This is a genomic window from Pseudoalteromonas sp. SCSIO 43088 (assembly GCF_023650795.1).
In the GTDB taxonomy this organism is placed as follows: Bacteria; Pseudomonadota; Gammaproteobacteria; order Enterobacterales; family Alteromonadaceae; genus Pseudoalteromonas; species Pseudoalteromonas shioyasakiensis.
On the sequence record NZ_CP072675.1, the window covers coordinates 539,515 to 564,032 of the forward strand.

Here is a 24,518-nt window from a genome sequence, read left to right on the forward strand (position 1 = left end):
TTGAATGTAGCAAATAGGAACTTGGAGGTTTTGATATGGGTTTTAAAGTAAAACATTATGCGGCTAAAACTGTACCTGCGAATAGCTCATTAGAATGGGAACTAATTTTAACTGAACTTATCATTGGTAGCCTTTGTGCTGCATTCGCAAAGATCGGCTATGATGCTACTATGTTACTTATTTTTATACCTAATTTAGTAATCGCCTTAGTTTGCTTTGGTTTTATTGGGCTTTCGATATTTCATTTCATAAGAGAAAAACGCAGTAAGCCAAGCGAGTAATATTGATTGCTGCGCTATTTTTCTACAGGTGTAACGCCTGGCGAGTCACAAGCAATGACTTCAAATCGATAGCCATACTCAGCATGGTGATCAGGGGTTACTTGCACTATTTCGTAATCATTCAGCTCAACGGCTTTACTGTTTTCTGCTTTTAAACAGCGTGAATAGCTATCGGCTTCAAAGCTGTAAGCAAACATCGCAATTAAACGTTTGCTACGCTCAAAGTAACCTTTGGTATCTAAAAACTGACGAAGGTTTTCGGCGGTTTCGCTGTCACCTTCTATATTGACGTCTTGGTTAGGGGCTGAGCTTTCTTCACTTTCAGGAAGTTGTTGCTCAAGCTTTTCACCGAGTTCTTCGACTGCTATTTGCTGCTCTTCACCAGATTCTTTGGCAATGACTTTGCTATCCAAAAAGGTGCTAACCATGTTGTCGAGCACTTCTTCAGGTGGCTGATCGTCGATAAACGAAATCAGGTTAATAAATACCACTGATGCTAAAACAAAGCGCACGATGGCAGTTAATAGAGGTGAGTAGCTTTGGCTTATAAATTTAATTCGCTCAGAGCCAAATGGCTTTATTAGTAATAAAACAAAGATATAGAAAGGTAAAAAAAGTTGAAATAACAATAAAGTACCTAGGGTTATTCCCATTGCCCAAGGGGGTAAATATAACAGGGTGGCAAAGTTATGGGTGTAGTTAAAATGACTGGAAGACACATGAGTCACATCATTAACTATGCCGCTCGCACCGGCCAACACAAAATTAGCGATACTGGCATAGAAGATTAAAATTAGTGCTTTGCCGGCAAGCGAGTGCCAAAGTTGGTTAAACTTGGGCCAAAATTCAATAACAAGCGCAATAATGGTGATGGTGGCACTTAACCAGCCCGATTGCAGAACAATCAGGCTGCTTAATGCTAAAAGATAGAGCTTTTGTGCGGTACTTAAGTTAAACCAAATGGCTTGTAATCGTTCAACCAGCCTCGTTTTATGAGGCTGCCAGCTACGTTGCTGTTGTTGAAACTGTTTATTAGCGCGCCATTTTGCAATTTTTAAATACCTACGCACGCAATATCCTTTTTATAGTAGTGGTTTTAAGTACCTTCCTGTGTGTGAACGCTCACACTCGGCAACGTCTTCAGGTGTACCAGAAATTAAAATTTCACCACCGCCAGAGCCACCTTCTGGGCCTAAGTCAACAATCCAGTCTGCGGTTTTGATCACATCAAGGTTATGCTCAATAACAACAATGGTATTACCGTGATCGCGTAAGCGGTGAAGTACTACTAATAATTGCTGAATATCAGCAAAGTGTAAACCCGTAGTTGGTTCATCAAGGATATATAAGGTTTTACCGGTATCCCGTTTTGAAAGTTCACGAGCCAGTTTCACACGCTGCGCTTCACCACCGGAGAGGGTAGTAGCAGCTTGACCTAAGCGAATATACGACAAGCCTACATCCATTAAGGTTTGCAGTTTACGTGCAATAGCCGGAATTTTATCAAAATAGTCACGGGCATCTTCTACGGTCATTTCGAGTACTTGGTGAATGTTTTTACCTTTGTACTGTACTTCAAGGGTTTCACGGTTGTAGCGTTGACCTTTACATACATCACAAGGTACATACACATCAGGTAAAAAGTGCATTTCTACCTTGATCACGCCATCACCTTGGCAGGCCTCACAGCGACCACCTTTAACGTTAAAGCTAAAACGACCGACCTTATAGCCACGTGAACGGGCTTCTTGAGTACCCGCAAATAGCTCTCGAATACCGGTAAAAATGCCAGTGTAAGTTGCAGGGTTTGAACGCGGAGTACGGCCAATCGGGCTTTGGTCAATATCAATCACTTTATCAAAATGATCTAGGCCTTTAATTGACTTATAAGGTGCCGCTTCTGCGGTAGTTGCGCCATTTAACTCGGTATGAGCCAGCTTAAATAAAGTGTCGTTGATAAGCGTCGATTTACCTGAGCCTGATACACCTGTGATACAGGTCATTAAGCCAAATGGAATACGTAAATCAACGTTCTTTAAGTTGTTACCTGTGGCACCAAATAACTCAAGCCATTTGTCGGTAGTTTGATGGCGAGCCTCAGGTACTTCAATTTTCTTTTCGCCAGAGAGGTACTGACCCGTGATTGAATCTTTGCTAGCTAGAATATCGTCATGGGTACCTTGTGCAATAACATGGCCGCCATGAACACCGGCACCCGGGCCGATATCGATAATATGATCCGCAGCGCGAATAGCATCTTCGTCATGCTCAACCACAATGACGGTGTTACCTAAATCGCGTAAGTGAATAAGGGTTTTTAGTAGGCGGTCGTTATCGCGTTGGTGCAAACCAATTGAAGGCTCATCCAGTACGTACATAACACCAACAAGACCTGCACCAATCTGACTTGCTAAACGAATACGCTGCGCTTCACCACCAGACAGGGTGTCGGCACTTCGCTCAAGTGATAAATAATTAAGGCCTACATTAATTAAGAAAGATAAACGATCGCGAATTTCTTTGAGAATTTTTTCGGCGATTTGTGCGCGCTGACCAGTTAGATTCAAACCATCAAAAAATGCCATGCTTTCACCAATACTCATTGTGGTGATAGCTGGCAGGTTTGTTTGGCCAATAAATACGTGACGAGCTTCTTCGCGTAATCGAGAGCCATGACAGCTCGGACACGCTTGGCTTGTTTGGTATTTAGCAAGCTCTTCGCGAACTGAGTTTGACTCGGTTTCACGGTAGCGGCGGTTCATATTATTTAAAACGCCTTCAAACTCATGGTTACGCGTAATTAAGTCGCCACGGTCGTTACGATAGTTAAAGGCAATTTTAGTTTTGCCAGAACCTTCTAGAATCACCTTTTGAGCATCTTTACCAAGTTCTTGGAAAGGCACTTCTAGGTCAAACTTATAATGCTCTGCGACAGCTTGCAGCATTTGGAAGTAATAAAAGCTGCGTTTGTCCCAGCCTTTAATTGCACCACCCGATAAGCTTAGCTCAGGATTTTGCACAACACGGTTTGGATCAAAATACTGACGCACACCTAAACCATCACAGCTTTGACATGCACCCGCCGGGTTATTGAACGAGAATAAGCGCGGCTCAAGTTCACTCATGGCATAGCCACAAGTAGGGCAGGCAAAATTAGCAGAAAACAGCATGTCTTCGCTGAGTGAGTCGTCCATTGCCGCTACATGGGCAATACCACCTGATAGCTCAAGGGCCGTTTCGAATGATTCAGCTAAACGCTGTTGTTGGCCATCTTTAACTTTAAAGCGGTCAACAACGACCTCGATAGTATGCTTTTTATGAAGCTCAAGAGTCGGTGGATCTGATAAGTCACAGACTTCGCCATCGATACGGGCGCGAATGAAGCCTTGGCTTGCGAGTTGCTCAAGCAGCTTAACGTGCTCACCTTTACGATCTTTTACTACTGGCGCTAATAGCATTAGCTTACTTCCTTCAGGAAGCTCTAAAACTGTATCGACCATTTGGCTGATAGTTTGTGCGGCAAGTGGCAAGTCGTGAGTAGGGCAGCGTGGCTCACCTACACGGGCAAATAATAAACGTAGGTAATCGTAAATCTCGGTAATAGTACCGACCGTTGAACGCGGGTTATGCGACGTTGATTTCTGCTCAATAGAGATAGCCGGCGATAAACCTTCGATGTGATCAACATCGGGTTTTTCCATTAGCGATAAGAACTGTCTTGCATACGCTGACAGTGACTCAACATAACGACGTTGCCCTTCTGCATACAAAGTATCAAACGCTAAAGACGATTTCCCTGAACCAGATAGGCCAGTGATAACTATCAGCTTATCACGGGGAATGGTTAGGCTGATGTCTTTTAAATTGTGCGTACGGGCGCCTCGGACTTCAATGTTTTCCATGCTATCTCGTTTTATTACCTAATTATTTTTTCAGTATCTCATAATACGCGATAAGATTAATCCTTGATCAAAGAAAAAATCATCACTTACAGGTGATTATTTAGTTTTCGCTTGTGGTAGAATCCACGCTCAAATTTTAATAGACAGCAAGATCAGTAATTCATGACAGCATCTTCACTCAACTCTCGAGAAAAACGCGCAGCCGTTTCGTTGGCGAGCGTCTTTGCATTCCGTATGCTTGGCCTATTTATGCTGATGCCAGTATTGGCGATTTATGGTCAGCAATTAGAAGGGTTTTCGCCGCTTTGGATTGGCTTTGCTATTGGTGCTTATGGTTTAACGCAAGCCGTGCTGCAAATCCCTATGGGTTGGTTGTCTGATAAAATTGGTCGTAAAAAAGTGATTATTGGGGGCCTTTGTGTGTTTGCACTTGGCTCTGTTATTGCGGCAACCGCTGAGTCTGTGCAAATGGTTACGCTTGGGCGTGCACTACAAGGCATGGGGGCGATTGCCAGTGCCTTATTGGCGCTTGCTTCTGATTTAAGCCGTGATGAACAACGTCCGAAAGTTATGGCCGTTATTGGTATGTGTATTGGTATGAGCTTTGCCGTTGCTATGCTACTAGGGCCAATTGTTGCTGCATCGTGGGGAGTTGCTGGGGTATTTTGGCTTACTGCAGGACTGGCCATTTTAGGTATTTTAATCGTGTTGTTTTTGGTGCCAAATGCTGTCAATAAGGCGCCAAAAGGTGACACACTTGCTACCCTTGATGATATTAAGCAACTAATTAAACATCCACAATTAGCACGCCTTGATTTTGGTGTGATGCTGCTTCATCTTACATTAACTACCGTATTTGTAGCCTTACCAGGCCAGCTTATAAAAGATGGCTTAGTTGCAGACCACCATTGGTATTTATATATACCTGTACTGTTTTTAGCGTTTTTCTTGATGGCACCAATGATGATTGTGGCGATTCGTAAAGAAAAAGAAAAACAAGCCTTTATTGGCTCAATCGCACTGCTTGTTTTAAGCATGCTCGCGATGTCGTTATGGGTTGATTCGGTGATTGGCATCGGTATTTGTATGTTGGTTTACTTTATTGCTTTTAACTTTTTAGAAGCAACCATGCCAGCACTTGTTTCGCGTATTGCTCCTGCAAACCAGAAAGGTTCTGCGATGGGGGTCTTTTCATCTACGCAGTTTTTTGGAGCCTTTTTAGGTGGTTTATTAGGGGGTTACGTAGCTCAAGCATTAAGTGCGCAAGCAGTGTTTGCGGCGGCGGCACTTGTTGGGGTAATATGGCTTATCCTTGCTTGGAATATGCAAGTCCCACCAAGAAGTAAAATAATTAGCTTAATGACTGAATTAAGTTCAGAGCAGCAGGCACAAGCGCTTGCTTCTCGTCTTGTTGCTTTACCGGGCGTAATTGAAGCAACGGTTGTCTGTGATGAAAATCGCAGCTATTTAAAGATTAATGATAAAGAATTTGACCTAGACCAAGCACGCAAAGTGGCTGGTTTAATCTAACGTTTTATAGGAGAAGTTCCATGGCACGCGGTGTGAACAAAGTTATCTTGGTTGGTAATTTAGGCCAAGATCCAGAAGTACGTTATATGCCTAATGGCAATGGCGTAGCGAATATCAGCATTGCTACGACAGATAGCTGGAAAGATAAAAACACAGGGCAAATGCAAGAGCGTACTGAATGGCACCGTGTCGTGTTATTTGGCAAACTAGCAGAAGTTGCTGGTGAGTACCTTCGTAAAGGTTCACAAGTGTACATTGAAGGTCGTTTACAAACGCGTAAATGGACTGACCAATCAGGCCAAGAAAAGTACACCACAGAAATCGTGGTAGACATGGGCGGTCAAATGCAAATGTTAGGCGGTCGTGGTGAACAGCAAGGTGGTGGCTATCAAGGTGGTCAATCACAAGGCGGTTACCAAGGTGGCCAACAACAAGGTGGCGGTTACGGCGGTGGTGCACAGCAATCACAAAGCAATAATAGCTATGCTCCACAGCAACAGTCTGCGCCAGCACAGCAGCAACAGCGTCCACAACAGCAATCTGCACCACAACAACAAAGTAATAACCAATATGGTGGCGGTTATGGTCAGCAGCAAAGCAGCGCACCTCAACAAGGCGGTTTTGCTCCTAAACCACAAAATGCACCACAAGGCGGCGCATCAAACCCAATGGAACCACCAATCGACTTTGATGACGATATTCCGTTCTAGATGATGACATTGCAAAACTGTGCAATTAGTTTTTAAGAAGCCCCGCATAAGCGGGGCTTTTTTATGTGTGAGAGTTAATGCTTTACCTAATACTAACCCGCAATAATACTTAATCATTTTGAGGGATTAAACCTGTCGCTAACTGCGTTAAAAATTTCTCATTTAGAATAACTAAATAACGAAATTTTTGCCTTGTTATCAACGAGGTTTTATTGCCTCAAAATAGACTACTTAATTAAGCGGGTTGGTATAAAAGCAAGTTGGTAGGCTGAATTGGCTATATTCAAAACCTAGTCTAAGTTTATAGAACCTTAATTCCACAACTTTATTATTAACTATGCAGCTTTTAAGGAAGATTAGTTTTCAACAGGCGCTTGCAGCGGTTATCGCTTTTGCTTTGGTTGTGATGTTTGCAGCGTCTTATATTGTTATCAATGAGTCGCTTGTTAGAAAAAGCACAGTTGAGAAAGATGCTGTATATATACGTGAAGCTTTAATGATTGATGAGATAGCTCACGAAACGGCTGTTGAACGAGGCTTAACGGCGGGCCTAATTGGCTCTGGCTATAGTCAAAATAAAGAACGTGTTGCACAGCAGCGTTTAGTGGTCGATAAAGCATTTGATAAATTTGCCCGTTACACTCAGCAGCATAAGGTTTCATCAACACTATTCAATGCGGTATTAGCAAAACATAAGAAAATCACTGAGCTGAGAGAAAGTGTCGACAAGAAGCAAGGTAAACAAGCGTTTGTGGTCTATTCTGATTCAAACAAGTTTATGCTCGATGTTGCCAACAGACGAGTCTCACAGGTCAAACAAAGTGAGGCAATCGCCTCTGGTCTTGCAATAGTCGAAATGTCTTTATTGAAGGAGAGGCTTGGGCAAGTAAGAGGTAAAGTGAATGGTGTCTTATCTTCCAAGTCTATTTCTGAGAGTAATCAAGTCTTAGTCAGTAGCTATTTTCACAATATTGAAGAAACCTTGTTTTTGCTTTCTTTAACACTTACAGATGAAGCTGATCAAAAGTGGCTAGCAGAATTGACCAGCTCGCAAACTTATCAAGATGTAAAAAACATTGTTGAAAAGCTTAATCAAGAAAGTGGTGAGTTATCTTTAAGCTACCCAACACCATCAGATTGGTTTGCTCAGTCCACTGAGTTAATAGGTAAGGTCCGTAAGCATATTCTAAATAAGCAGCAAGCTTTAGAGTCGCTGATTGAACAAAGTCGTAGTAGTGCAAATACTAAGGTTTATGCCACTAGTGGCTTTGCCATTATTCTTATAGGTTTGTTCTTTGCTTTTGGCTTATTCGTTATTAAGTCGCTGGCGAGAAAAGTAACTAGGGTTAGAGATGTGATTAGCACTATTGCTACCAGCCATGATTTAGCGGTGAGAATTAACGATAATTCGAGTGATGAAATTGGTGCAATCTCCAGAAGCGTTGATGAGCTCGTCGATGCGCTTACCGATTTAATTAGGCAAGTTCAGCAAGCAAATAACACCAGCGAATCCAGTGTTCAATCATTGATCACATTTGCTAAAGAGCTATCTGAGCGTGTTGAAAATATTAATTCAACGACCGCAACATTGCATGACAACTTCACTAGGCTATATAGCCAGATAGAGCAAATAGCAGTATCTGCAGAAGAGAGCTCTAAAAATACGATAAAGGCGAATGATTTATCTGCAAGTACTAAACAAATTATTGGTAGAAATAAAGCAAGTATTAGCTCGTTGTCAGAGTTAATACAGCAAGCTCATGAGCAATCAGATGCCCTAAGTGCTAAAACAAATAGTATTCAATCTGTACTCGATACGATTTCGAGCATTGCAGAGCAAACGAATTTACTAGCATTGAATGCGGCAATAGAAGCTGCTCGGGCAGGGGAGCAAGGCCGTGGCTTTGCTGTTGTAGCCGATGAGGTTCGTGGTTTAGCTACACGTAGCCAAGACTCTACATCTGAAATATCTTCAGTACTAGATGATATAAAACAGCAAGTTCAGCAGTTGCAGGTATATATGGAAAATACCTCTGACTCAACGCAAATGGTTAGTGATAACAGTGAACAAGCGTTATCTAATATAGATACCTTAACAGCGAATATTGCTGATGTGAGTAGCCAAACAAATACGGTATCCGATGCAATTGAATCGCAAAGTCAGCTTGCTGAAGAAGCGAGCAAAGCAAGCCAAAATATCACTTCAAACATGCATGATGTTCAAAACGAGTTAGCGTTACTTGAGAAGTTAATTACAGATTTAGAAAATGCACAGCAAAGAACATCCGATGCCCTAAATGTGTTTAAAGTTGATTAGCAACAGCGTTGATTTGGGGGAAGCTTTAGCACTGCAAACTTTCTTACTACTCTTTAAGTAGCAGTTTGTCGGTTACAAAATAATTCTCATTAACTGTTTTTGCTAGGTGTTTAAAATTACAAAACTTTTGACAGCGCTGGTTCTAGGATATTTCTGATATTGCTTTAAATCGCCCTGCAGCCTTGTATTTATAGGGTTCTTGAACAACACTTTGTATATGTTTAAGCAACTAACCTGTGAAATGAAACGAGACTTAGCTTCACAAATAAAGCAACCGGTGGCCATCTATGTGGCGGCCGCTTTTTTGCTATTAGTTGTTTTTAATATTTTCTTAAGTGATGTGTTGCACGACAAAGTTCATCGCACCGGTACTGAGCTTGCCAAGCAAGTGTATGAATTAAACCTCGACCCGATTGCCTCGCAAGATATTATTGCTACCTTAGTTAAAAGCCAAGGTTTTGCAATGAGTGCCAGTGATGTACCACATAACTTTGCAAACTTTATCGACTTAGAGCAAGAGGTGTTTAGCTATAAAACGGTTAACTTACGTTTATTTCATTGGCCTTCTTGGTTGGTCGAAAGTCACTTATTTATTTTCCTAAATTTAATATTGCTTGGCACTGGGTATTGGGGCTACCGCTGGTGGAAAAAAATGTTCAAGCAATTAGCAATAACAGAAAAACCGCTGAGCAAACCATTTGAACAATTAAACACTCAGGTTACAGCCAAGAAAGTTGCATCACCTAAACCTTTAGGTCATCAGGATTTAAATATTTTGTATGGTGTGCCAACAAACTATAACCATTTATTTGCGCTGTTTTTTTGGAAAAATCCTTTCCCTGCTAACCTCGACGTTGATAATTACTTTAAGTTAGTCATAGCAAAAGGGTTTGGTGAACTTGTAAATCGCTCTGTTAAATTATTGCCATCGGGTGGTATTGCCGTGACATTAAACAGTGTGCCTGCCACCGAAGTTGATAAGTACACTAAGCGATTACATCAGGTTATATATCAAGCTTGTTTAAACTATCGTAGTGACTTGTCTCGTGCTGATATAAAAATTGGTGTGTGTAATTACCGCACAGGGGCTGATCAGGCCGTGGTTTATCAGCTTACTAAATCAGCATTAGCGCTGGCGAAACAAAGTGCTTGGCAGCACATTAATCGCTTACCCTTTGGTCATACGCAGTCAAGCATGCTCGCTGATAGTAAAGAACACCTATTTGAGTACATTAAGAAAAAACATTTTATGTTGTTTTTTCAGCCTCTGTTCGACTTACAAACAGGCGATATTTTACAGCATGAGGCGTTGATCCGTATTCGACACAAAAGTTTAGGCTTGCTTGCGGCTCGGCATTTTATTCCTCATATGAGTAGTAAAAAAGATGTCTTGTTATTGGACCAAACTGTGATTTCTCAAGTGAAGAAAATGCTGCTAAACGAAACGGGTTCATTAACGGTGAGTATAAACTTACACGCAATGAACTGGTTTAATGACGAGTTTTGGCTGTGGTTTAAACAGCAAATGGAAGGTTTTAATAGCGCAGACAAATTGCAATTTGAACTAAGCGAAGATGATTATCTAAAACAGCATAAAAAGCTCAGTGAACAGTTTGAATGTTTAGAGAAACTGTCTGCTGGTATTGTTATTGATAACGTGCGTAGTGCAGAACATATAGCAACTTATAGAGATATCAAAAATGTATGCAGTATTAAGTTAGCATTTGAACTGATACACAATATTGATACCAACACCCAACAGCAAAAAATTGTAAAGCAAATAATATCTAAGGGTACTGAGCTAAACTTTCCTGTTTATGCGGTTGGAGTAGAAACACAGAACGAACTTGCGACCTTAAAAAACCTAGGGATCATTGCGGCTCAAGGCTTTTACTTTGCTGAGCCATTGCAAAAACTGGCGGATATTACACCTTACAGCTAGTCAATTAGCCCTCGGTACTTAAGGCCGTCTAAACCTTGTAGCCCACCAGTGTGCACTGCAATGATATGCGTTCCTTCACTAAAGTAACTTTGCTCTATTAATTGCCAAACGGCATAGAGCATTTTGCCGCTGTAGATTGGCTCAAGCGGGATTGCGTGTTGCTCACTAAAGGTTTGGCAAAATTGCCACAAGTCATCGCTAAACTTTCCGTAACCACCATCATGAAAGTCGCAAAGCAGCTGCCAGTTTTGTTGCTGGTTTGCTTTATTACTTAGCTGCTTTATCTCATCAATTAAGTAGTGCGCTTGCTTCAGTACTGCGACACCTAACAACTTTGTGTGTTGTGGTGCACCTTCGATTAAACCTGCCAGTGTGCCGCCACTACCGGTTGGGCAAACAATCACATCAGAGCTTGGTAGGCTTTGCGCTAATTCTTTACAACCTAAAAGAGCCGCTGAGTTGGTACCACCTTCAGGCAATATGTAGGCATTCGGAAACTGCGCTTGTAACTGTGCTAAATACGTTTGGTCGTGCCTTAACCGGTAAGTAATTCGATTTACTGGGTGTAAGCGCATACCGCATTGCTTTGCGTAGTTGAGTGTTGGATTTGCTTCGTCTAATTCTGGGCCGCGAATAATACCGTGGGTTTTAAAGCCAAATAACTTACCCGCAGTTGCCGTGGCATGAATATGATTTGAAAACGCACCACCAAAAGTGAGTAGTTCAGACTTGCCCTGTTGTTGCATAACATCAAGGTTAAACTTTAGCTTACGCCATTTGTTGCCACTAATTTGCGGATGAATAAGATCATCTCGCTTGATGCTTAGCTGAATTTTACGTGCAGCTAATAAGGGGTGATGGATTGTTTGTACTGGTGATTCAAAAGAGCTATTCACGGCATTAATTTTCATAAAAAAACACGTCTAATTGTAGCAAAGTCGTCTTACAGATAGAAATTAGTCAATTAAACTCAAATGATTTTGTTATTTACTGGCATCAACTAAGGTAATAGATGTAAACTCAGATAATAATTGAACAAAGCTTGTGTTTTGCCTTGCAAGTACATAGCATAAGAGTTTAATTATAAAAAAATAATAATGACCAAATAATTGCCGCTTTTTGGGAATGGAATATATGCGAATTGCTCCTTTATCTCTGTTAATTTCAGTTAGTTTGCTAGCAACTAGTGCATTTGCACAAGATACTGCTACGGTAACTGGCATTCAATCAGAGATCAGTAAAAAACAAGCCGAATACGATAACTCGACCCTAATCCTCGAAAAACACCTAAAAGAAGAAAGTCAGTTACAAAAACAACTCGAATTATTGCGCGCCCGCTCAACTGAGCTAGATAAAGAAAAAAACCAAGCGTTAGATGCAATGAACGAGATGTACCGCCGACTTATTGATGACCCAACCCTTGATATCAGCAATGCGCAGTCGCGCTATCAAAAAGCTGTGGTTGATCACAAACAAAACAAAGATGATATTTCGATGCAATTGGCGGCAATTGCTTCACATAGAAAAGACATTGAGCAAATTCGTGTATCAAAGCACACCCAGTTAAACACCTTAGAAAGTTTAAAAGAGCAGTTAGCAACGGCACGTGTTGAGCGTTTACGTAACGAATTCACTCGTGAAGGCACATTAGAGGTTAATCATACGATTAACTGTAAGCGCACCGAAACACTTGCTGCTTGTGAGCAACGTGGTCAACAAATGGGCTTACAAAAAGCCACTAAACGTTTTGTAGACCAGATTTTTGCTAACTTAACTGAAGAGCGTTTAGTTGAGCCAAAACGTAACCTTGCTGGTGCACAAGTTAAGATTTTAAGTAGCCATGTCGTGAACAGCGCGTTCAGTGGCCAAGGTAACTACAACGTTAACTTAAGTGTGACGATGCGCGGTGATGTAAACAGCAGCCGTTTATGTAGCTTACTTAATTTAGATAATCGTTTTTGTGCTGACTATGGCACACCACTGGCTGGTAATTTTCAGCCAAGCTACGGCACCACTTACTCAGATAGTCAGTTAACATTCAGTGACTCTCAGGATAATGGGCAGGTGGTATCGGTTTCACGTATGAGTGAGCAACCAGTAAGCGATTATTCTGTAAAAAAGCCAATAAAGGTTGAACCATTACCTGATCAAAAAAAATCTAAAATGGTTGAATTAACACTGCGTTCAAATGTTTATGACGACGAAGTGTTTATTGATGGTGTTAGCTATGGTGCAACAAGGTTAACGACATCATTACCAAAAGGTTTTCATGATATTGAAATTCGCAAACGTGGCTACAAAAGTTATAAAGCGCGAATTGATCTGCGTAAAGCACAAACCATTAATGCAAACCTAGTTAAAGTGCCAGAGCCTGTTGTTGCTGAAGTGACTGCGGCACCAGAACAACCTGTAACTGCACCTGTTGCAAGTATTGTTAATAAAACCAGTTCTGCCAGCATTGTAGTTATTCCCGCTGGTAAATTTAAGATGGGTGACATTAACGGCAATGGTTTAGCGAATGAGCGCCCAGTGGTAGAAAAAACCATTGCTAACTCATTTGCAATGCAAAGCAAAGAAGTAAGCGTTGGCGAGTATGAGCAATTCGTTGCGAATACCGGCTATAAAACAGAAGCAGAAAAAGATCGCGGCTGTGCGTATTACTTAAATGGTGAGCCTGTGTGGGAAGCGGCCTTAAATTGGCGCAACCCAGGCTTTGATCAAGAAAGTGATTTTCCGGCGGTGTGTTTAACTTATAACGATGCTAAAGCGTATGCCGATTGGTTGTCGGGTCAAACAGGCCAGCTGTTTCGTTTACCAAGCGAGGTTGAGTGGGAATACGCTGCACGTGCAGGTAAAGAAACTGAATACCCTTGGGGTAACGAAATTGGTAAAAATTTAGCGAACTGTGGCTGGTGTGGTAGCGAATGGTCAAACAAGAGCGCGGCACCTACAGGGTCGTTTTCTCCTAACGCATTTGGCCTATACGATACAGTAGGTAATGTGTGGGAATGGACAAACAAAAAGTCAGGGCAGTCTGATGTGGCTGTTCGAGGCGGTGCATGGAATTTTGCTCCTAGCCTAGCACGCGTATCAACGCGCTTAATCTTAGCGCCAGATTTTCGTGCAAACTATATCGGTTTCCGTTTAGTACGCGAACGATAAGAATTTAAAAAGGAAGCAATGGACGCTTCCTTTTTTAGCATTTTAATTAAAGCAGTTGCGCTTTCTCATGATTAGCATGATAGAGTCAGAGCAGCTAGTATAAGAACGAATTTTCAAAGGTCATCCAGCCTCATGTTTAAAAAACTCCGTGGTATTTTTTCAAACGATCTATCGATCGACTTGGGTACAGCCAATACCCTAATTTATGTAAAAGAAGAAGGTATCGTATTAAACGAGCCTTCAGTTGTTGCTATTCGTCAAGAGCGTGCTGGTGGCCCTAAGAGCGTAGCATCTGTAGGTACCGAAGCTAAGCAAATGTTAGGTCGTACTCCGGGTAACATTAAAGCAATTCGTCCAATGAAAGACGGCGTTATTGCTGATTTCTACGTTACTGAAAAAATGCTGCAACACTTCATCAAGCAAGTGCATAACAACAATTTTATGCGCCCAAGCCCACGTGTACTTATTTGTGTGCCTTGTGGTGCAACGCAAGTAGAAAAACGTGCTATTCGTGAGTCTGCTATGGGTGCTGGTGCTCGTGAAGTATATCTAATCGAAGAGCCAATGGCTGCGGCTATCGGTGCTGGCTTACCAGTGTCTGAAGCAACCGGTTCAATGGTTGTTGATATCGGTGGTGGTACAACTGAAGTTGCCATTATTTCATTAAATGGTGTGGTTTACTCTTCATCTGTACGCATTGGTGGTGACAAATTTGATGAAGCTATCATCAACTATGTACGCCGTAACTTTGGTAGCTTAATTGGTGAAGCGACAGCTGAAAACATCAAGCACCAAATCGGTTCAGCTTTCAAAACAGACGAGCCAATTGAAATTGAAGTACGTGGTCGTAACCTTGCTGAAGGTGTACCGCGTTCATTCACGCTTAACTCACACGAAATCTTAGAAGCACTGCAAGAGCCATTAATGGGTATTGTGAGCGCGGTAATGGTTGCATTAGAGCAATCTCCACCAGAGCTTGCGTCTGATATCTCTGCACACGGTATGGTATTAACCGGTGGTGGTGCATTATTAAAAGACTTAGACCGTCTATTAATGGAAGAAACCGGTATTCCAGTTGTGGTTGCTGATGACCCATTAACCTGTGTTGCGCGTGGCGGCGGTAAGGCATTAGAAATGATTGATATGCACGGTGGTGACGTATTTAGTTACGACTAATGAAGTTACTTTTTGGTCGTACCATCTCTTTGCAACTGCGACTTTTTGTCGCAGTGCTTTTGAGTGTCGTGCTGATCGTGGGCGATCGCTACACTCAAGGTGGAACAACAATCCGCACCAGCCTAAACACTTTAGTTAGCCCACTTATTTACCTTGCCAACTTGCCCTATGAGTTATTTAGTATTGGCGCGAAAAACCTGCATACCCGCGAACAGCTTTTAACCGAAAACGAAGCACTTAAAAAGAAGCAGTTACTACAAAGCGAACAACTACAACAACTGTCATTTTTATCTCGTGAAAACGATAAGTTACGCGCTTTACTCGGTTCATCGGCTAAGCAATCAAACCGTAAGATTATTGCACAAGTGCTCTCTGTTCATTCAAACCCGTATAGCCACCAAGTGGTTATTAACCGTGGTACAACGGATGGCCTAAGCGAAGGCCAAGCTGTGATTGACGAAATGGGGGTAGTGGGGCAAATCACTCAAGTGGGTTCAACTACTTCGCGCGTACTACTGATGACCGATACAACTCATGCCACACCTGTGCGTATTTTACGTAACGATGTGCGTACCGTGGTTGAGGGGATTGGCAAAATCAACGTGGTAAAACTTTCGCATGTACCGCATAGCCTTGATGTTCGCATTGGCGATATCTTGGTTACGTCAGGCCTTGGTGGTACCTTCCCAGAGGGATATCCGGTTGCAGTAGTGACCGAAATTAACCGTGATGAAGGGCGTCCTTTTGCGCAGGTTTATGCTGAGCCAATTGCGCAACTTGACCGTATTCGCTTATTGGTTGTGCTGTGGCGTAATCAGCAGGAGAGCATCAGCAATGAATAGTCGTCACTTTTTGCTGATTGCTATCAGTATCTTCTTTGCATTGGTAATGGCATTAATGCCGTTGCCGATTTCGTTTGAACCATACCGCCCAGACTGGGTGTTAATGGTATTAATGTATTGGTCGTTAGCGGTGCCACACCGTTTAAATATTGGCACAGCTTGGGTCGTTGGTTTATTAATGGACCTTGCATCAGGCTCGCCACTCGGTGTGAACTCACTGACTTATTCAGTGTGTATATTTATCACTGCTAGTAACTTCCAAAAAATTAGAAACTTTTCTTTATGGCAGCAAAGCATTTTAATTGCTTTGTTTTTAACGCTTTACCACCTCATGCAATTTTGGCTTAACCACTTTTTAATGGGCGTTTATTTTAGCCCGCATTATATGTGGCCAGTACTAACCGGCATGCTTTGTTGGTGGTGGATATTCTTAATTTTGCGTAAATATCGCCGTCATTTCAGGATTAGATAATGCAAACCGCAATTTATTTGGCGTCTGCATCACCGCGCCGAAAAGAGTTGCTCAGCCAACTTGGCGTTGAGTTTTCTCAATTTAGCGTTGATGCTGATGAAAGCCAATTCCCAAACGAAGCCCCGCGCGACTATGTAGAGCGTCTTGCTAGACTCAAGGCGCAATCAGGCGTTGCTATGGGTTACACTGACCGCCCAGTACTTGGCAGCGATACCGTGGTTGTTATTGATGATACCGCACTTGGTAAGCCGCTAGACCAAGCTGATTTTACCGCTACCATGAAGCGCTTATCTGGCCGTACCCATCAAGTGATGACGGCTGTGGCAATTGCTGATAGTGAGCAAGTAAAAAGCTGCCTTGTTGTCACCGATGTTACATTTAAACCGCTCAGCGATGCTGAAATTGATGCTTATTGGCATAGTGGTGAGCCGCAAGATAAAGCCGGTGGTTATGGCATTCAAGGCTTAGGTGGTCGCTTTGTTAGTCACCTTTCGGGTAGCTATTTTGCGGTTGTCGGCTTACCTTTATATGAGACAGAGCAGTTATTAAACGAATTTTTAAGAGGGTAACATGAGCACCGAATTACTGATCAACGTTACACCGAGCGAAAGTCGCGTTGCGCTTATCGAAAATGGCGTACTGCAAGAAATCCAACTAGAGCGTATTGGCAACCTTGGGATTGTGGGCAATATTTACTTAGGTAAAATCAGCCGCGTACTACCGGGTATGCAGGCTGCGTTTGTCGATATTGGCTTAGAGAAAGCCGCCTTTTTACATGCATCAGACATTGTAAACAGTGCCTCAATTGTAGAAGGCGTTGATGAGCAGCCAATCAAAAAAGTACAAGATATTCGTGAGCTTGTGCGCCAAGGTCAACATATCATGGTGCAAGTGGTTAAAGACCCGCTAGGAACCAAGGGCGCGCGCTTAACAACTGATATCACTATTCCTTCTCGTTATTTAGTGTTTATGCCAGATGCAACACACGTAGGTGTAAGCCAGCGCATTGAAACCGAAGAAGAACGTTCGCGTTTAAAGAAAATTGTTGCCGAATATGGTGATGATGACGGCAGCTTTATTGTTCGTACTGCAGCAGAAGGGGCGTCGGAAGCTGAACTACGTCACGATGCGGAATTCTTAAAAAAACTGTGGCAAAAAATCGTCACTAAGCGCAAAAAAACCAGTAAAGAAAGTATCTTGCATGAAGATTTAACACTGGCGTTTCGTACTCTACGTGACTACGTAGGTGAAGACATGGAGCGTATTCGTGTTGACTCAAAACTAACCTATCAAGAGCTTAAAGAGTTTACTGAAGAATTTGTGCCGCTGTTATCGGGAGCACTAGAGTACTACCCGGGTGAGCGACCTATTTTCGATTTATTCGATGTTGAAACCGAGATCCAAAAAGCGCTACATCGTAAAGTTGAGCTTAAATCGGGTGGTTATTTAATTATCGACCAAACCGAAGCGATGACAACTGTTGATGTAAATACCGGTGCGTTTGTTGGCCATCGTAATCTCGAAGAAACCATTTTTAATACTAATATCGAAGCGACCTCAGCAATTGCTCGTCAGCTACGTTTACGTAATTTAGGCGGCATCATTATCATCGACTTTATCGATATGGTTAGTGATGAGCATAAACGCCGAGTCTTGCACTCACTTGAGTCTGCACTTGCAAAAGATCGTGCAAAAGCCAACATAAACGGCTTATCTGCACTAGGCTTAGTAGAGATGACCCGCAAACGGACCCGCGAAAGCTTAGAGCACATTCTTTGTGATGTGTGTCCTGCGTGTTCAGGGCGCGGCTCGCAAAAAACGGTAGAAACGGTTTGCTACGAAATCTTGCGTGAAATCGTTAGGGTAAACCGTGCTTATGCAGCTGATAAGTTTATGGTTTACGCAGCTCCTTCAGTAAGCGAAGCATTAATCAACGATGAGTATCATAACCTTGCTGAGCTGGAACTATTTATCGGTAAGCAAGTCAGTATTCAAACAGAGAGTTTATATAACCAAGAACAGTTTGATGTGGTAATGATGTAATGAAGGCAAAAACGGTCTGCTTTTATTGTTTACGTAAGTTATGGCAAGTATTTGCTATTACTCTCGTACTGCTGGCCGTTATTGTCTCTGTGGTAAAGTATTCACTGCCATACGCAAATGATTATAAAGATGACATTGAAGCGTTTTTGTATGAACGATTTGATGTAAATTTAGCGATTGGCTCAATCTCAGCCAGTTGGCATGGCCAAGGCCCCGCATTAGTCATCGAAGATATTTCTTTTGAAGATAATCAGACCTCACCGATTGCACTCACCATTGATAAAGCGAGCCTTGAAGTTAACTTATGGGAGTCAGTAAAAACCCGTCAGCTTAAATCGAACTACTTTGTGATCAATGGTTTTCATGCTGATGTTGATTTACCCACTATGCTTGATTTGGGGAATAACCAGCAAACCAGCAACTTTGAGCAAAAAGAACTAATTGAAGGTTTATTCCTTGGTGAAACGGGCCACTTTGCGGTGCAAGATAGCAGCCTTAATTTTACCCTTAATGATGGTAAAGAGCGTAAGCTGATCCTCGAAAACATTGTCTGGCAAAATACCCCAGAGCAACATCAAGGCTCAGGCACGTTAGCCTTACCGGGAATTTCTGTTGGTAGCTTTGACGCCCGCATGGCGCTGAATGGTTCGACCCTCGAAACCATGGCTGGCGATATCTATGTGCAAGCAGCTAACGTTGATGTATCTAAGTGGCTGGCGCAATATATTAATACCGACAAGCAGCAACTTACTTCAGACATCAACTTACAAACCTGGTTTAGTCTTGAAAAAGGCCTGATCAGTGATGTAAAAGTGCAGTGGCTACCGAGCTTTATCAATTGGCAACAAAACCAAGAAGCACATCAAATCAGTTTAAGCGAAGGTGGTTTTCATTTATTTCCTAAGCAAAATGGCTGGCGCTTAAAAAGCACCGGACTCACCTTTGAAAGTGACTTAAAACAATGGCCAACCTTACAGTTTGAAGCTCAACTTGGCGATAAAAGCCAAATTTGGTTAAAGCAATTTGATTTTGCATTACTGGCAAAGTTATCGCAGTTAAGTAATTTTGAAGTACTTGCCCCGTTTTTAGCCCGTCAACCCAATGGTCAGTTAAGTGATGCCTATCTTGAGTTGGGTCAGCAAGATAACTGGCAACTTTGGTTTCAGGGCGAACAAATTAATTGGCTGTCACTGCAGGGCATTCCTGGCGGTCAGGCGATTCGTGTTGATGGCTTAATTAATCAATCAGCTGGGCGAATTCAGCTATATGGCGAGAACAATCAACTGCTAACAAACGGCAGCTTTAGCCAAGATATTGCCTACAATCAATTAAATGTAGAGCTCGACCTTCACCATTACGATGATGGCTGGCGCATTAGTAGCGATAATATCTGGCTTGATAACGACGAAGTGACTGTAGCTGCTGAGATGATGCTAAGCCTGACCGATGAACCGCGGTTAGATTTATATGCCGAAGCCTATGCCCCTGATGCCAAAGTCGCTGGGCATTATTTCCCGTTACCTGTAATGAGCGAAAAGCTGGTTAATTACCTTAATGGCGCAATTAAGGGCGGTGAAGTCAATAAAGCTCAAGTGCTGTTTTCAGGGCCATTTAAAGGTTTCCCGTTTAAAGAGCAGCAAGGTCAATTTGAAGTGTTAGCGAATGTTGAAAACGCTAAATATAAGTTTTCACCAAGCTGGCCTGAAGTTGAAGATGCCAACGTCATTTTACATTTCGAAAATGAGCGCATGGATATCTACAGCAAGTCGGGCAAACTGGTTAACCTCGCTTTGGGGGAGAGTGTTCATGTCAGTATTGCTGATTTAATGAATGCAGAAATCCTAAAAGTTGCCATTAATAAACGTGCTCATGGCGATAAGCTTAACCCGTTCTTTACAGCAACTCCGCTTGCTAAGCCTTTGGCGAGTGTTTTTGAAGTTGTGCAACCACAAGGCGAAGCGACGGCCGATATTGAGCTGTTAGTAAATTTACGTTCGGGTCATGTTGATGCGATTGGTGAAGTTGAATTAGCTAATATTCCGGTTTACCTTGCACAACCAGGGATCACGCTTAACCACATGACCGGTATTGTTAAGTTTAATAACGATAAAATCGACTTAAAAAATGCCAAAGCAGATTGGATGGGCATGCCACTCACAGCCAACTACAACAGTGAAAATGTGGCTGACACTTATCGTGCCGAAATTGCGGTAAAGCTGGGCCTTGAAGCTGAGCCTTTAATTGAACAAGCTCATGGTTTACTGGCCGGTTACTTAAGCGGTCAAAGTGATGTTGATATTAATGTGTCGCTTAACTTTTTACCAAATGACTTTAATTACCGCGCTGATGTGAGTGGTAATTTAATCGGTGTAACCAGCCAGCTACCTGCACCTTATAACAAAGGCGCAGAGCAGAAATGGCCATTAACTGCAGTGGTACAGGGCGACCGTATTTCTAACTTGATCACCGCGAATATCGATGAGCAGTTATTCTTTAATGCGATTTTAGATAACGGCGAAAAGAAATTTAGTAACGCCCATTTAATTTTAGGTGCGCAAGATTTAGGGCTTAATCGTGAAGGTTTTGCGGTATCTATCGATTTACCAAAAACCGAAATAGTGCCTTGGTTTGGCCTAATTGATCAGATTATTGCGCTTACCAAAGTTAAGTCAGATGCACCAAGTGTGATGCCTGCGTTCAATAACGTAACGGGTAAATTTAATAAACTGGCACTAAACAATATCGACTTTAATGATTTTGAATTTCGCTTAGCACCAAAGCAATCAGACTTAGAGTTAAAGCTAAATGCTAAAGAATTACGTGCCGACGCACTTATTCCAACCGGTGAAACGCGCAGACCAATTCAAATTTTTACTGACTACCTGCGTATTAATTTTAACGAAGTCGCAGAGCAAACAGAGCAAGACTCAGAACCAGAACCAGAAGATTTAAGCTGGTTAACCCGAGTCCCAGCCATCGAGTTTAACTGTGAAGATTGTAAAGTGGCTGAGTATCAGCTCGATAAAATTAAAAGCAGCTTAGTGGGAGAGAGCGATAAACTCTTGTTCACTGAGCTGGTCATCGACAAAGGCGATCACGTATTACGTGGTAAAGGGCAATTTGCTGATGGGCAAACACGCTTTAGCGGTAACTTACAAAGTGACGATATTGGCGAGTTATTTGATGAGTTTGATATCACCACTACAGTAAAAGATTCAGATGCCAATATTAAGTTTGATCTTGCATGGCAAGGTGCACCTTATAGCTTTGATGTACCAAGTTTAGCTGGTGAGTTAGATTGGCGTTTAGGCGAAGGGCACCTTGCTGAGATCAGTGATGGTGGTGCGCGAGTATTCTCTTTACTGAGTTTAGATTCGTTAGTGCGTAAGCTGAAACTGGATTTTAGAGATGTATTCTCGAAAGGCTTTTTCTATAACAGTATGCAAGGCACCATGCAGCTAGAAAAGGGCATAGCTTACACCCAAGATACCAAGCTTGATGGTGTGCCTGCCGATTTGACGATCAAAGGCCATACTAATTTAAACACCTTTGAAATTGATTACGACCTAGCGGTTGCACCGCAGGTGACGTCGAGTATTCCAGTGATTGTGGCATGGATGGTTAACCCGGTAAGTGGTCTTGCAGCGCTGGCAATCGATAAAGTGATTCATTCGGCGCGGGTGATCTCAGAGATCAACTTTAAAGTAACAGGTAGTATGAACGATCCTGTCGTTGAAGAAGTAGATCGTAAGAGCCGTGAAGTGACGTTACCGCAAGCCGCGCAAAGCCAGCCGCAGTCATCGACGCAACTAAAATTAAAAGATGCCGCATCTTCAGCGAGTTTAGATAACAATGAAGGCTAACCCTCATCCACAGGTTGTTGCTGTGCAAATGTGCTCAAGTATGAATGCTGAGCAAAACCTCGCTTTATTAGCAGAGACATTGAATCAGTTACCTGCAACTCGGCCATTGCTAGTGTGTTTACCCGAAAGCTTTTTGATCTTTAGCAAGCAAAGCCAAGCAAGTTATGAATTAGGTCTGCAAAGTGAGTCATATAAAGCGAAGCTTACTGATTTATGTAAGCAACATGATATTTGGTTAGCTGCTGGAACCCTGCCTGTTTCACTGCAAAATGGTAAGTATTTAGCCGCCTCGTTTTTATTTAACAACCAAGGCGATGTGGTTGCGCAGTACAATAAAATTCATTTATTTGATGTAGATGTTGCCGACACTACGCGCAGTTACCGAGAGTCTGATGCGACGCAAGCAGGCAAGGATATTGTGGTGGTCGACTCGCCATTTGGTAAAATTGGCTTAGCAGTATGTTATGATCTACGTTTTAGTGGCTTATTCACCGCCATGCAGCGCCAAGGGGCTGAGCTTATTTTAGTGCCCAGTGCCTTTACCACAGTTACCGGCGCTGCTCATTGGCATATTTTATTAGCTGCGCGTGCAATCGAAACACAATGTTATGTGGTTGCCGCAGCACAGTGGGGCGAGCACGAGAATGGCCGCCACACTTATGGTCACAGCATTATTATTTCACCATGGGGAGAAACGCTCAGTGAGCTTGCCTCTGGTACCGGGTTTATCAGCCATGAGCTTGATTTAAACCGCTTGAATACAATTCGCCAAGACATGCCTGTGCAGTCTCAGCAACGATTTAGAGAGCATTTATTATGAACACGGTTGAACAGCATTTATTACATGACAGCCAACTAACGAGAGAAGAATTAGAAAAAACGCTCGCTTTTATTCATCAACATCAAGTTGATTATGCCGACCTGTATTTTCAATCAAGCCACCACGAATCTTGGGTGCTTGAAGACGGTTTAGTAAAAGAAGGCTCATACAACGTTGAACGTGGTGTGGGAGTGCGTGCTGTTAGCGGTGAAAAAACCGGTTTTTCATACTCAGATGCGATTAACCTTGAAGCGTTAAACAAAGCAGCAACGGCAGCGCGCAGCATTGCCAATGCTGGCGAAAACAAAACGATTCAGGTGTTCAGTGATGTTGCTGCTAAAGAGCAGTATGCGCCGCATCAACCAATTCAAAGCATGAGCAACGATGACAAAGTAAGCCTGCTACGTGAACTTGAAAACTATATTCGTCAATTAGCACCGGATGCTGAGCAAGTGATCAGTTCAATGTCGGCGGTTTATGAAGAAGTATTAATTGCTGCAAGTGATGGCACCTTTGCCACCGATATTCGCCCACTTATTCGCTTAAATTGCTCAGTGTTACTTGAGAAGAACGGCCGTCGTGAACGTGGTGGTGCAGGGGGCGGTGCGCGTTTAGATTATGGCTATTTTAAAGAATTAGTCGATGGCAAACCGCGTTGGATGGAATACGCTGAAGAGGCTGTTCGCCAAGCAAAAGTAAACCTAGAAGCAATCGATGCACCTGCCGGTAGTATGGAAGTTGTGCTAGGCGCAGGTTGGCCGGGTGTGTTACTACACGAAGCGGTAGGCCATGGCCTAGAAGGTGACTTTAATCGTAAAGGCGCATCGGCGTTTAGCGGTAAAGTAGGTCAAAAGGTGGCATCTGAGCTGTGTACAGTCGTGGATGATGGCACTATTGCTGATCGCCGTGGTTCATTGAACGTGGATGATGAAGGGACACCAGCTGCATATAACGTGCTTATTGAAAACGGTATTCTAAAAGGCTACATGCAAGATAAGCTAAATGCCCGTTTGATGGGTGTTAACCCTACTGGTAATGCACGCCGTGAATCGTATGCTCACTTACCTATGCCGCGTATGACTAACACTTATATGTTAGGTGGCGAGCACAGCCAAGCCGATATTATCAGCTCGGTGAAAAAAGGTATCTTTGCTCCTAACTTCGGTGGTGGCCAAGTGGATATTACGTCGGGTAAGTTTGTATTTAGTGCTTCTGAAGCCTACTTAATTGAAAACGGTAAAATCACACAACCTATCAAAGGCGCAACACTGATTGGTAATGGCCCAGAAGTTATGCAGCAAATTTCGATGGTAGGTAACGACTTAGCGCTTGATAAAGGCGTTGGTGTGTGTGGTAAAGATGGCCAAAGCGTTCCTGTTGGAGTGGGTCAACCTAGCCTTAAAATTGATAACTTAACGGTGGGTGGTACGGCTTAATAATCCTCACTAATAGTTAAAA

General features: G+C 42.6%; 17 protein-coding genes. 14 read left to right on the forward strand and 3 right to left on the reverse strand.

Translation table 11 applies throughout. The annotated features are described in order from the left end of the window. The first annotated feature begins 35 nt into the window (after positions 1-35). Positions 36-281: a hypothetical protein gene (locus J8Z28_RS02575; RefSeq protein WP_055197515.1), complete on the forward strand. Its 246-nt coding sequence runs from the start codon at positions 36-38 to the stop codon at positions 279-281. Between the two features lie 14 nt (positions 282-295). On the opposite strand, the gene J8Z28_RS02580 is transcribed toward J8Z28_RS02575, so the two are convergent. Next, a complete protein-coding gene (locus J8Z28_RS02580) occupies positions 296-1,351 on the reverse strand; it encodes a hypothetical protein (protein ID WP_175083229.1) in 1,056 nt (351 codons plus the stop codon). 12 nt (positions 1,352-1,363) lie between these two features. After that, a complete protein-coding gene (gene uvrA, locus J8Z28_RS02585; protein WP_175083230.1) occupies positions 1,364-4,183 on the reverse strand; it encodes an excinuclease ABC subunit UvrA in 2,820 nt (939 codons plus the stop codon). A 162-nt stretch (positions 4,184-4,345) separates the two neighbouring features. On the opposite strand from uvrA, the gene J8Z28_RS02590 reads away from it, so the two are divergent. The 4 genes from J8Z28_RS02590 (at position 4,346) to J8Z28_RS02605 (ending at position 10,682) form a co-directional block, all read left to right on the forward strand. Continuing rightward, positions 4,346-5,713, forward strand: coding sequence for an MFS transporter (locus J8Z28_RS02590; RefSeq protein WP_054552792.1), 1,368 nt, complete (start codon positions 4,346-4,348; stop codon positions 5,711-5,713). 20 nt (positions 5,714-5,733) lie between these two features. Continuing rightward, a complete protein-coding gene (gene ssb / locus J8Z28_RS02595) occupies positions 5,734-6,423 on the forward strand; it encodes a single-stranded DNA-binding protein (RefSeq protein ID WP_054563349.1) in 690 nt (229 codons plus the stop codon). Between the two features lie 337 nt (positions 6,424-6,760). Continuing rightward, complete coding sequence (locus tag J8Z28_RS02600; RefSeq protein WP_250659831.1) at positions 6,761-8,740, forward strand: methyl-accepting chemotaxis protein; 1,980 nt, start codon at positions 6,761-6,763, stop codon at positions 8,738-8,740. A gap of 217 nt (positions 8,741-8,957) precedes the next feature. Next, positions 8,958-10,682, forward strand: coding sequence for an EAL domain-containing protein (locus tag J8Z28_RS02605; RefSeq protein ID WP_250659832.1), 1,725 nt, complete (start codon positions 8,958-8,960; stop codon positions 10,680-10,682). Here J8Z28_RS02605 and J8Z28_RS02610 read toward each other — a convergent pair. Continuing rightward, entirely contained in the window at positions 10,679-11,593 is a 915-nt protein-coding gene (locus J8Z28_RS02610) for a 1-aminocyclopropane-1-carboxylate deaminase/D-cysteine desulfhydrase (RefSeq protein ID WP_250659833.1), read from the reverse strand. The two genes, J8Z28_RS02605 and J8Z28_RS02610, sit on opposite strands and share 4 nt — an antisense overlap. A 223-nt stretch (positions 11,594-11,816) precedes the next feature. On the opposite strand from J8Z28_RS02610, the gene J8Z28_RS02615 reads away from it, so the two are divergent. The 9 genes from J8Z28_RS02615 (at position 11,817) to tldD (ending at position 24,496) form a co-directional block, all read left to right on the forward strand. Next, positions 11,817-13,844 (forward strand): SUMF1/EgtB/PvdO family nonheme iron enzyme, encoded by a 2,028-nt coding sequence (locus tag J8Z28_RS02615; protein ID WP_250659834.1) that lies wholly within the window; start codon positions 11,817-11,819, stop codon positions 13,842-13,844. A 132-nt stretch (positions 13,845-13,976) separates the two neighbouring features. Next, a complete protein-coding gene (locus tag J8Z28_RS02620; RefSeq protein WP_054552787.1) occupies positions 13,977-15,020 on the forward strand; it encodes a rod shape-determining protein in 1,044 nt (347 codons plus the stop codon). After that, positions 15,020-15,862 (forward strand): rod shape-determining protein MreC, encoded by an 843-nt coding sequence (mreC, locus tag J8Z28_RS02625; RefSeq protein WP_054563354.1) that lies wholly within the window; start codon positions 15,020-15,022, stop codon positions 15,860-15,862. Before J8Z28_RS02620 ends, mreC begins: the two co-directional genes overlap by 1 nt. Continuing rightward, a complete protein-coding gene (gene mreD, locus J8Z28_RS02630) occupies positions 15,855-16,334 on the forward strand; it encodes a rod shape-determining protein MreD (protein WP_058583828.1) in 480 nt (159 codons plus the stop codon). Before mreC ends, mreD begins: the two co-directional genes overlap by 8 nt. Beyond that, on the forward strand, positions 16,334-16,903 hold the full coding sequence (locus tag J8Z28_RS02635) for a Maf family protein (protein ID WP_054563356.1): 570 nt from the start codon (positions 16,334-16,336) through the stop codon (positions 16,901-16,903). Before mreD ends, J8Z28_RS02635 begins: the two co-directional genes overlap by 1 nt. Before the next feature lies 1 nt (position 16,904). After that, the gene (rng, locus tag J8Z28_RS02640) at positions 16,905-18,377 is read left to right on the forward strand and encodes a ribonuclease G (protein WP_054563357.1); all 1,473 of its coding nucleotides are present in this window, start codon (positions 16,905-16,907) and stop codon (positions 18,375-18,377) included. Beyond that, positions 18,377-22,240: a YhdP family protein gene (locus J8Z28_RS02645; RefSeq protein ID WP_250659835.1), complete on the forward strand. Its 3,864-nt coding sequence runs from the start codon at positions 18,377-18,379 to the stop codon at positions 22,238-22,240. The genes rng and J8Z28_RS02645 overlap by 1 nt, the downstream gene beginning before the upstream one ends. After that, complete coding sequence (locus tag J8Z28_RS02650; protein ID WP_250659836.1) at positions 22,230-23,060, forward strand: carbon-nitrogen hydrolase family protein; 831 nt, start codon at positions 22,230-22,232, stop codon at positions 23,058-23,060. The genes J8Z28_RS02645 and J8Z28_RS02650 overlap by 11 nt, the downstream gene beginning before the upstream one ends. Beyond that, positions 23,057-24,496, forward strand: coding sequence for a metalloprotease TldD (gene tldD / locus J8Z28_RS02655; RefSeq protein WP_055021391.1), 1,440 nt, complete (start codon positions 23,057-23,059; stop codon positions 24,494-24,496). Before J8Z28_RS02650 ends, tldD begins: the two co-directional genes overlap by 4 nt. The last annotated feature ends 22 nt before the right edge of the window (positions 24,497-24,518 follow it).

Coding starts and splice junctions, on each gene's coding strand:
- J8Z28_RS02575 (WP_055197515.1), top strand. CDS start 36: ATGGGTTTTAAAGTAAAACATTATGCGGCTAAAACTGTACCTGCGAAT.
- uvrA (WP_175083230.1), bottom strand. CDS start 4,183: ATGGAAAACATTGAAGTCCGAGGCGCCCGTACGCACAATTTAAAAGAC.
- J8Z28_RS02590 (WP_054552792.1), top strand. CDS start 4,346: ATGACAGCATCTTCACTCAACTCTCGAGAAAAACGCGCAGCCGTTTCG.
- ssb (WP_054563349.1), top strand. CDS start 5,734: ATGGCACGCGGTGTGAACAAAGTTATCTTGGTTGGTAATTTAGGCCAA.
- J8Z28_RS02600 (WP_250659831.1), top strand. CDS start 6,761: ATGCAGCTTTTAAGGAAGATTAGTTTTCAACAGGCGCTTGCAGCGGTT.
- J8Z28_RS02605 (WP_250659832.1), top strand. CDS start 8,958: ATGTTTAAGCAACTAACCTGTGAAATGAAACGAGACTTAGCTTCACAA.
- J8Z28_RS02610 (WP_250659833.1), bottom strand. CDS start 11,593: ATGAAAATTAATGCCGTGAATAGCTCTTTTGAATCACCAGTACAAACA.
- J8Z28_RS02615 (WP_250659834.1), top strand. CDS start 11,817: ATGCGAATTGCTCCTTTATCTCTGTTAATTTCAGTTAGTTTGCTAGCA.
- J8Z28_RS02620 (WP_054552787.1), top strand. CDS start 13,977: ATGTTTAAAAAACTCCGTGGTATTTTTTCAAACGATCTATCGATCGAC.
- mreC (WP_054563354.1), top strand. CDS start 15,020: ATGAAGTTACTTTTTGGTCGTACCATCTCTTTGCAACTGCGACTTTTT.
- mreD (WP_058583828.1), top strand. CDS start 15,855: ATGAATAGTCGTCACTTTTTGCTGATTGCTATCAGTATCTTCTTTGCA.
- J8Z28_RS02635 (WP_054563356.1), top strand. CDS start 16,334: ATGCAAACCGCAATTTATTTGGCGTCTGCATCACCGCGCCGAAAAGAG.
- rng (WP_054563357.1), top strand. CDS start 16,905: ATGAGCACCGAATTACTGATCAACGTTACACCGAGCGAAAGTCGCGTT.
- J8Z28_RS02645 (WP_250659835.1), top strand. CDS start 18,377: ATGAAGGCAAAAACGGTCTGCTTTTATTGTTTACGTAAGTTATGGCAA.
- J8Z28_RS02650 (WP_250659836.1), top strand. CDS start 22,230: ATGAAGGCTAACCCTCATCCACAGGTTGTTGCTGTGCAAATGTGCTCA.
- tldD (WP_055021391.1), top strand. CDS start 23,057: ATGAACACGGTTGAACAGCATTTATTACATGACAGCCAACTAACGAGA.